This window comes from Neobacillus sp. (genome assembly GCF_031988165.1).
Taxonomy (GTDB): Bacteria; Bacillota; Bacilli; order Bacillales; family Cytobacillaceae; genus Neobacillus; species Neobacillus rhizosphaerae.
Genome location: NZ_DALZYO010000077.1, coordinates 1 through 8,794 on the forward strand (window position 1 = coordinate 1; position 8,794 = coordinate 8,794).

Annotated in this window: 12 protein-coding genes; 11 read left to right on the forward strand and 1 reads right to left on the reverse strand. The window is 38.2% G+C overall.

The annotated features are described in order from the left end of the window. Positions 1–3: 3 nt before the first annotated feature. Positions 4–180 (reverse strand): hypothetical protein, encoded by a 177-nt coding sequence (locus RTR43_RS25040; RefSeq protein WP_312476678.1) that lies wholly within the window; start codon positions 178–180, stop codon positions 4–6. Positions 181–396: 216 nt separating this feature from the next. Between RTR43_RS25040 and RTR43_RS25045 the strand changes: the two genes are divergently transcribed. From RTR43_RS25045 to RTR43_RS25095, 11 genes are all read left to right on the forward strand, one after another. Further along, positions 397–714 (forward strand): HD domain-containing protein, encoded by a 318-nt coding sequence (locus RTR43_RS25045; protein ID WP_312476700.1) that lies wholly within the window; start codon positions 397–399, stop codon positions 712–714. A 329-nt stretch (positions 715–1,043) separates the two neighbouring features. Beyond that, entirely contained in the window at positions 1,044–1,922 is an 879-nt protein-coding gene (locus tag RTR43_RS25050) for an aldose 1-epimerase family protein (RefSeq protein ID WP_312476681.1), read from the forward strand. 72 nt (positions 1,923–1,994) lie between these two features. Then, entirely contained in the window at positions 1,995–2,198 is a 204-nt protein-coding gene (locus RTR43_RS25055) for a hypothetical protein (RefSeq protein ID WP_312476683.1), read from the forward strand. Between the two features lie 694 nt (positions 2,199–2,892). Beyond that, on the forward strand, positions 2,893–4,476 hold the full coding sequence (locus RTR43_RS25060; protein ID WP_312476686.1) for an alpha-glucoside-specific PTS transporter subunit IIBC: 1,584 nt from the start codon (positions 2,893–2,895) through the stop codon (positions 4,474–4,476). A gap of 56 nt (positions 4,477–4,532) precedes the next feature. Continuing rightward, positions 4,533–5,861: a 6-phospho-alpha-glucosidase gene (locus RTR43_RS25065; protein WP_312476689.1), complete on the forward strand. Its 1,329-nt coding sequence runs from the start codon at positions 4,533–4,535 to the stop codon at positions 5,859–5,861. Between the two features lie 148 nt (positions 5,862–6,009). Further along, entirely contained in the window at positions 6,010–6,771 is a 762-nt protein-coding gene (locus tag RTR43_RS25070) for a MurR/RpiR family transcriptional regulator (protein ID WP_312476691.1), read from the forward strand. 32 nt (positions 6,772–6,803) lie between these two features. After that, positions 6,804–7,295 (forward strand): PTS sugar transporter subunit IIA, encoded by a 492-nt coding sequence (locus RTR43_RS25075; protein ID WP_312476694.1) that lies wholly within the window; start codon positions 6,804–6,806, stop codon positions 7,293–7,295. Between the two features lie 285 nt (positions 7,296–7,580). Then, positions 7,581–7,757, forward strand: coding sequence for a hypothetical protein (locus tag RTR43_RS25080; RefSeq protein WP_396954628.1), 177 nt, complete (start codon positions 7,581–7,583; stop codon positions 7,755–7,757). A 230-nt stretch (positions 7,758–7,987) separates the two neighbouring features. Further along, positions 7,988–8,137 carry a hypothetical protein gene (locus RTR43_RS25085; RefSeq protein ID WP_312476696.1) on the forward strand — a complete coding sequence of 50 codons (150 nt, stop codon included), beginning with the start codon at positions 7,988–7,990 and terminating at the stop codon, positions 8,135–8,137. 100 nt (positions 8,138–8,237) lie between these two features. Further along, positions 8,238–8,633 (forward strand): transcriptional regulator SpxA, encoded by a 396-nt coding sequence (gene spxA / locus RTR43_RS25090; protein WP_312476698.1) that lies wholly within the window; start codon positions 8,238–8,240, stop codon positions 8,631–8,633. Positions 8,634–8,715: 82 nt separating this feature from the next. After that, on the forward strand, positions 8,716–8,794 hold a 79-nt coding region (locus RTR43_RS25095), incomplete at its 3' end, for a BA3454 family stress response protein (RefSeq protein WP_312474526.1).

The following is an 8,794-nucleotide window of genomic DNA, read 5'->3' on the forward strand; positions in this document are numbered from 1 at the left end:
TTATCATAACATATGATGCTTTATCAAATTGGAACTTTTTAAAAATTGTCTTTTGGAAAGATGCGATATTTTATTAACGATTTTTAGGGAAGATACTAATCCTTTTCCTTTTATTTTGCAGCCTGCTATTAATAAAAGAAAAGCAGAAATAATAGCAAAAAACATTATTAACTTTTTCATCCTGCACCTCCCATTAATCTTTAGACGGTTATCCCTTGCAAAAAGTTCCCTTTTTATGATTAGTGTTATTTATTTTTAATAATTCATTTAGGTTATAATTTTGCAAGAGTTAGATAATATGGATGAATTCTCTACCATCAATTCTTTTATTAAAGAGCTTGAGAGTTTAAACAAAATACTAGAACAGCGTGGACAAGTGCGGGCATACAATAGAGTATTGCAGAGCATTCTTGGCGATTGACCATGTTTTGCATGGTTTTAGAAGAATATTTTCAATTCAGTATAGACATAAGTTTTTCATTTGTACACGACCTCGGTGAAGCCTACGACGGGGATATTTCAGCTAAAATTGAAGTGAATTCTGAAATAAAGTTGAAAAAGGAAAATGATCCTCTTGATGGACTAACCGCACCAATCTCCAAAGAATATCGACAAAAATTCTTTGGATTTAAATTTATCTGCGGAAGTCTTAAGCTGCATTTGAAGCCAAGTCAACAGAATCATTATATTTTTTTTGCTAATTTGAAAGCGTAATATACATAAGCGATTACATGAGCAATTCCAGAACGATTCAGATATTTTTTCTCTAAATGATGATTGAAAATTTGAATCAAGGTCACGTCTCTGATTTTTCATCACCCTCATAAAAATTATTATTTTGAAAATGAGTCTAATGGTGTTGTTTTTATATAAAAAGTTCATTAATTTAAGAGAAAAAACATGTTAGAAATAGTAACAAAGCTTAAAAATGGAAGGTTCATCCTGCATTTGTTTTTGATAAAATACAGACACGATTATCATGCAGGGAAGAAATTTCGATATAATAAAAGTAAACAACGCAGACTAGAGACGAGGGATATAAGATGATTGTAATTGAAAATGATTGGTTGAAAGTCGAGATCAGTAACAATGGGGCAGAAGTACGTAAAGTGAAGCATAAGAAAAGTGGGCTGGACTACATGTGGACTGGGGATAAGGCTTACTGGGGACGCGTCTCCCCGGTTTTATTTCCGATTGTTGGACGTTTAAAGGAAGACCAATATCAACTCGATGGTAAGACCTACGAGATGTCACAACATGGCTTTTTGCGTGACGTTGTATTTGAGGTGGATGAGCAGACACCGACAGACGTTTCATTTATGTTTGAGTCTGCGGGACACTACATTAATGTTTATCCTTACGATTTTAAAGCGATTATTCGTTATATTCTCAATGAGGACACACTCGTTGTTCGTTGGGAAATAATAAATGAAAACAAGGAAGAGATGTATTTTTCAATTGGTGCCCACCCTGCGTTTAGGATTCCGCTTTTAGAAAATGAAACAATTGAGGACTACAGTTTACACTTTATTGCTGCTGCAAATAAAAATGTGATGGAATATGAGATAAAGGATTCTCTTATTCATGAGAAAGGAATGTCTAATGATTTATCAAAGATTAAACTGACTGACTCCTTATTTGCCCAAGATGCTCTTATTTATAGCAATATCGATCAAATTACACTGGCATCGAATAAGTCGAATCATGGTGTAGAAATAATGTTCGAAGAATTTCCGTTTGTTGGTGTTTGGTCGAAATATATGGACACAGATGGAAAGATGGCTCCGTTCGTTTGCATTGAGCCGTGGTACGGTATTGCTGATACATACAATACAACTGGGAACTTGAAAAAGAAATTCGGAATCAATAAGCTTAAACCAGCAGAATCATTTCAAGCGAAGTATAAAATGAACTTTATATAAGACAGGTTCTAATGAATGTTTCTAATACAAGTGCCAGGCGCCATCCGGAAATTGGGAGGTGACTGGCACTAATTGTATAGGGTTGGTAGCTGCGACCAAAAGTATTTTGAAGACATGATGGAGTCTAACAGACAGCTTTACAAGAATCACCTTGAACAGCTGGAAAAAATCAATGTTGATAACGAATCTTTCATGGGTAAAGCCATTGCTGTCATAGTGAACACTTTATTGATAAAGGATTTACAAGGTTTTTTTCCTTTTGAAGATATCCAATAACTCATTCCATAATGGCCTAGTCACAGGGTTACTGTCATAGACCGCAAAGTAGCAAATAAGTGGAGTAATTTAGGGGGAACAGGAGCAAATTGATAATCAATGTTCAACAACTTTACTAAAATATTAAGTTTTTAAACACGTTTAATGTCTTAGCGTATAAAAACATATAAATTTACTTGTTGAATTTTGCTTAGCGTATGTTTTCCGGATTTACAACGCTAAGCATATTTTCAAGAAGATTACCCCAAAAAAGACTCAAACTAAGAGAGATGATACGAATAAAGGAAGAAATGTTGAAATAAAATATGTAATTTTCCTTCCTATACTCAAAATTTCGGCACCGTATCCACCTCATCCGCAAGATCACTATATGAATCCTTTAGATATCGACTAGTCGTGATAATGTCAAATCTCCCTGTCCTTTTCTATTAAACTACCTTCTACAGGTGCTTAGTTTCTAACTCCTGGAATTCTAGGACAATTCATTTTCTCTTACGAAACATAAAACATATCCCCTGGGAAAATTCCCGACGTTTGAGAAAAAATAACAGAAATGGTGATTGGGACCAGAGTGTCGGCGAATAGATATCTTTCGAAAAAAAAGTGATATAAATAAGGTATGATACTTCCGGATAGATCTATTTTGAAGAATAAAGATGTGGTTACTATTGTTATTTGAAGGGGAGTGAAAAGGTTGTTAAGTAAAATTCAAAAATTTGGTGGAGCGATGCTTGTTCCAGTTATGTTGATGCCGTTTGCAGGTATTGTGATTGGCCTTGCGTCGATTTTTACCAATCCGGATATGATGGGTGGCATTTTTGGAGAGTCGGGTTTATGGTATGACCTGTGGAACATTGTGCTACAAGGGTCGTGGGCAGTGTTTAATCAGATGCCGATTCTATTTGCTATCAGCTTGCCTCTCGGGTTGGCTAATAAAGCCCATGGTCGCGCAGCGATGGCATCTTTTGTCACATATATGTCTTTTAATTACTTTGTTGAAGCGATTTTAAATTTGTGGGGTCAAAAGTTTGGCGTTGATATGAGTGCCGAAGTTGGCGGAACAAGCGGTTTAACACTTATCGCTGGAATTAAAACTCTCGACATGAGTATTATCGGTGCATTATTAGTTGCGGGAATTGTAGTATGGATTCACAACAAGTACTATGAAAAAAAGTTGCCTGACGCAATCGGTGTTTTTCAAGGATCAGCGCTCGTGGTCATCATTGGATTTGTGTTGATGCTGCCGCTGGCATTCTTAACCTCATGGTTATGGCCGATGGTTCAACACATGATTAACTCGATGCAAGGATTTCTTGCTTCATCTGGAACGCTAGGGGTCGGATTATTCACCTTCCTTGAACGGATTCTGATTCCAACTGGACTACATCATTTTATTTGGACACCATTTGATTACGGTCCAGCTGTCGTGCCAGATGGAACTTTAGCCCATTGGATGAACAATTTAAGTGAATTTTCCAGCTCTACCCAGCCTGTGAAATCGCTATTCCCAGAAGGGGGATTCGGCCTATATGGAAATACAACCGTATTTGGGATTGCTGGGATTGCCCTTGCGATTTATGCTACAGCAAAACCGGAAAAGAAAAAAATAACGGCAAGTTTACTGATTCCGGCAGCATTAACTTCGATGCTGACTGGTATTTCAGAACCAATTGAATTCACGTTTCTGTTTGTGTCACCATTATTGTTTTTCATCCATTCAATCTTTTCCGCTCTCATGTCGACTGCGATGTATGCAGCTGGTGTGGTTGGATATCAGGGCGGCGGTCTTCTCGATTATATTACGTATAACTGGATCCCGATGCTATCGAACCACTCCGGCATGGTAATCACACATATTTTAATTGGATTGGCTTTCACTGTTCTTTATTTCTTCGTATTTAGATTTTTGATATTAAAAATGGATATTTCGACACCAGGGCGCGAAAAAATGGCAACCGAAGAAACGAAATTGTATTCCAAAGCTGATTATAAAGCTAAAAAGGGAGAGTCAAAAAGTACACCTGTCCCTCAAGGAAGCGAATATAAAGAGAAAGCGGAATATTTCTTAGATATGTTAGGCGGCCGCGACAACATTGAAGACGTAACAAATTGCGCGACACGCTTGCGTGTAACCGTTGTCGATCCGTCGTTGATGAAGCCAGATGAACAATTCCGTTCGGCAGGCGCGCATGGTGTAGTTCGAAAAGGCAAAGCGGTACAAGTTATTGTCGGATTGTCCGTGCCTCAAGTTCGTGATGAATTCGAGGAATTATTATAAGCGATACAGGCTAGACGAAAAGAAAGTGGACAAAAAAATTAGTAGGAGGTTTTATCATGAGAAAGTTTTCCGTATTGATTGCAGGTGGAGGAAGTACGTATACACCGGGAATAGTCATGATGCTGTTGGAGAATCAAGATAAATTTCCAATCAGCAAACTAAAATTTTATGATAATGATCCAGAAAGACAAGACATTATTGCTAAAGCTTGCGAAATCATTATTAAAGAAAAGGCGCCGGAGATTGACTTTTTAGCAACAACCGATCCAGAAGCCGCGTTTACAGATGTCGATTTCGTCATGGCCCATATCCGTGTCGGCAAATATAAAATGCGTGAATTGGACGAGAAAATTCCGCTGCAGCACGGGGTAGTTGGACAAGAAACGTGTGGACCGGGCGGTATCGCTTACGGAATGCGCTCAATTTCGGGTGTACTGGAACTGGTCGATTATATGGAAAGATATTCACCGAATGCCTGGATGCTGAACTATTCCAATCCGGCTGCGATTGTAGCGGAAGCAACCCGCCGCCTTCGCCCAAATTCGAAAATATTAAATATTTGCGATATGCCAGTGGCTATTGAGTCTAGGCTTGTAGAAGCGTTAGGCTTACAGTCCAGAAAAGATATGAATGTTCGCTACTATGGACTGAACCATTTTGGCTGGTGGACAGACATCCGCGATAATGAGGGCAATGATTTAATGCCGCAGTTGAAAAAGTATGTGGCTGAAAATGGATATGCGGTTGAAGGTAGTGCAGATAACCAGCACGTTGACCCAAGCTGGGATGTTACCTATCGGAAAGCAAAAGATTTGTATGCGTTGGACCCTGAAACATTGCCGAACACCTATTTGAAATACTACTATTATCCTGACTATGTAGTTGAGCATTCAGACAAGAACTTCACGCGAGCCAATGAAGTTATGGCTGGTCGTGAAACACAAGTATTTACCGCCTGCCGGCAAATCGTTAGCAATCAAACAATGGAAGGCAGCGAGCTGGAAGTGGATGAGCATGCTACGTATATCGTCGACTTGGCTCGTGCCCTTGCTTACAACACGTATGAAAGAATGCTGCTGATTGTCGAAAATAACGGGGCAATCCGCAATTTTGACCACACAGCCATGGTTGAAATTCCTTGCTTAGTAGGAGCAAATGGACCGGAGCCACTCGTAATGGGAGATATCCCACAATTCCAAAAAGGCTTGATGGAACAGCAGGTTTCTGTTGAAAAACTAGTTGTTGAAGCATGGATTGAGCATTCTTACCAAAAATTGTGGCAAGCGATGACATTATCCAGAACCGTGCCTAGTGCCAAAGTGGCAAAAGAATTGTTGGATGATTTAATTGAAGCCAATAAAGAATATTGGCCGGAATTAAATTAAGAATAAGAGTGGGGAAGTATAAAATAATTACTTATACTTTCCCTTCTTTTATAATAAATATATTTGAGAAAAAGCATAATGTACAAACAAAATGCATGGAAATCGGTTAACATTGTAAAAAAGGATTGTAGTGAGGAGTACCTGAGTCATGAAACTGGAAGAATTGGTGAACAAGTATTATGATCATTTAAATCAAAATGATTTTTATATACTTAAGTATATATTAAATAATCAAGACACTTGTTATAAGCTCGGCATAAATGAGCTTGCAGGCAGATGCAACATCTCGCGTTCCTCTATTCTTCGAATGACCCAGAAAATCGGGTTTAGTGGATACAGCGAATTTAAGATGTTCTTAAAATGGCAAAACGAAGCAAACAAAGACGACAAACAGAGCGAGGATTTTGTCAATTCTTTAGTGACGGATGTCAACGAAACCATTAAGTATATTCATGCGAAAGACATGACGGATATATGCGCATTAATCGATAAAGCCGAGAGGATTTTCGTGTATGGTACTGGAACTGCACAGTCCCATTGCGCCAAGGAACTGCATCGGATGTTTTTATCAATGTATCGGTATTTGCAAGTTATTACTGCTCAAGCAGAATGGGCAATGATATCGGCTGATATTAATGAGAAAGATCTCATTATCATTTATTCGTTATCGGGGGATACACCAATGCTGTTCCCTACACTGAAAATGTTCGTGGCGAAAGGCGTTTCCGTTATCTCAATCACGAACTTGAAAAATAATCGTTTGGCAAGCATGACACCGCACAATCTATACGCGAGCAGCTCGCAAATCCATTTAAGCAACAGCATCATCGACAATTCATTTACGCCTTTCTTTCTAATCAGTGAAGCCTTATTCCGTAACTATGTGAACTATAAAATAAATCAGAAATGACCAATCAAACGGTATAGAAAGAGGTAATAAATATGTTTTCAAGATTTAAGAAATCGCCTACCAATTCAGAAGAACTTTTCGCACCGGTAAATGGTGATGTAGTGGAGATAACCGAGGTTCCTGACGTTGTGTTTTCACAAAAAATGATGGGTGATGGATTTGGGATCATCCCGAAGGATGGACGCGTTTTATCACCTGTCGAAGGGAAAATTGTGCAAATTTTTCCGACCAAGCACGCACTCGGGATCGAAACAAAATCAGGACTGGAGCTGTTAATTCATATTGGTCTGGAAACCGTCACGCTAAAGGGTGAAGGCTATGACGTTTTCGTTTCTGAGGGACAAAGCGTAAAAGTAGGCGATCCACTCGTCAACGTCGATCTTCAGCTACTTGAGGAACATTCCCTTGAAATCATTACACCAGTCGTTATAACAAACTTCGCCGACAAGGTGAAAAGACTCCATGTAACTACAGAAGGAACTGTGTCAGCAGGACAGGCCATCGCCATAGTCGAATTGAACTGATTGGCCTTTCACTAGGGAATTGAGCAATCTAAAAAGCCTTTTACCATACTTGCAATACTGTCAGTAGTCGAAAGTCAATGTTTCTTTAATTCCAGTGTTCAAAAAAATGATCGGGGGAATGGGCATGAACGATGAGAAGACAAGTTGATATTGGTGACTTTACATCGCGTTCCCTAAAGTAGACCGTATAAATTCGGATTTACCTAAAGAAAAACATGATATGAAAAAAGACATATCGTAATCTTACCTTCCTATTTATCGAAAGGGTTGGAGTTTGATTCTGTTATGATTGTTTGCTTGGAAGAACCATACTCAAAAGTAGATTTGGATATCAAATTGTTGTATGTGTCCATGACAAGACCGATGCATCGATTGTATTTATACGGAAAAAGTCCGTCAGACTTTTTATTACATCATGCAGACGCTTTACATTTCTCAAGCCGTTGGAAAGGTTGTTCATGAAGGGTGTACTGATAAAGATGCTTTTGAGCTTTTCGAGCATTTCACAAACCAATTATATTACATTCATAGTAAGCTTCTACTTTAGAGTAGGAGCTTTACTTTTAGAAATGATACCAGGTAGTGCTCCAAAGGAATTACTTGTTTATGAAAAACAGTTCGTTTTGTTTTGAAACAATAGACTTTCGGTATAATAAAAGGAAACAATGCAGACTAGAGATGAGGGAGATAAGATGATTGTTATTGAAAATGATTGGTTGAAGGTGGAAATCAGTCACTATGGAGCAGAGGTACGGAAATTGGAGCATAAGAAAAATGGACTGGACTACATGTGGACGGGGAATCCCGCCTTTTGGGGACGTGAACCAAAACTTTACAATTGACAAAACGAACTGTAACGATTAAATTTACAGTATGGAAACTGTAAGGTTTTTTATTACATTTAAAAATACTTGCCAAATACATTTAGGAGTGTGTAAAACCATGGTGACTGTGTATACGACACCGAGTTGTGGTTCATGTCGAAAAGCAAAAGCTTGGCTGGAAGAGCATCAAATTGACTATATTGAAAGAAACATAGTATCTCAACCCCTTACAGTCGATGAAATTAAATCGATTCTTCGCTTGACAGAAGAGGGAACTAGCGAGATTATTTCCACTAATTCGAAGGTGTTCCAAGAATTAAACGTAAATATTGACTTTCTTCCGCTTAATGAATTGTATCAATTAATAATGGAGCATCCCAAAATGCTACGCCGGCCAATTATCCTGGACGAAAAAAGATTACAAGTTGGATATAACGAGGACGAGATTCGTAGTTTTCTGCCGCGGAGGATACGAAACTATTTGTACACCGAATTGCAAAAAGCGGCCAATTAAAATGAAAAAATAACGGCAAAATGCTTAGTCTTTACAATTAAAACTAAAACTAAAACATGATATTTAAAAGGAGGGAAAAATGATGATTGAAGTATTCGTAACAGTAAATTATAAAGATCGAAATTACCATACCAATGTTATCGTAAAAAAAGATATGGCTT

What these genes read in the sequence shown, in the direction of transcription:
- RTR43_RS25040 (WP_312476678.1), bottom strand. Translation starts at nt 180, where the DNA reads ATGAAAAAGTTAATAATGTTTTTTGCTATTATTTCTGCTTTTCTTTTA.
- RTR43_RS25050 (WP_312476681.1), top strand. Translation starts at nt 1,044, where the DNA reads ATGATTGTAATTGAAAATGATTGGTTGAAAGTCGAGATCAGTAACAAT.
- RTR43_RS25065 (WP_312476689.1), top strand. Translation starts at nt 4,533, where the DNA reads ATGAGAAAGTTTTCCGTATTGATTGCAGGTGGAGGAAGTACGTATACA.
- RTR43_RS25070 (WP_312476691.1), top strand. Translation starts at nt 6,010, where the DNA reads ATGAAACTGGAAGAATTGGTGAACAAGTATTATGATCATTTAAATCAA.
- RTR43_RS25075 (WP_312476694.1), top strand. Translation starts at nt 6,804, where the DNA reads ATGTTTTCAAGATTTAAGAAATCGCCTACCAATTCAGAAGAACTTTTC.
- RTR43_RS25080 (WP_396954628.1), top strand. Translation starts at nt 7,581, where the DNA reads ATGATTGTTTGCTTGGAAGAACCATACTCAAAAGTAGATTTGGATATC.
- RTR43_RS25085 (WP_312476696.1), top strand. Translation starts at nt 7,988, where the DNA reads ATGATTGTTATTGAAAATGATTGGTTGAAGGTGGAAATCAGTCACTAT.
- spxA (WP_312476698.1), top strand. Translation starts at nt 8,238, where the DNA reads ATGGTGACTGTGTATACGACACCGAGTTGTGGTTCATGTCGAAAAGCA.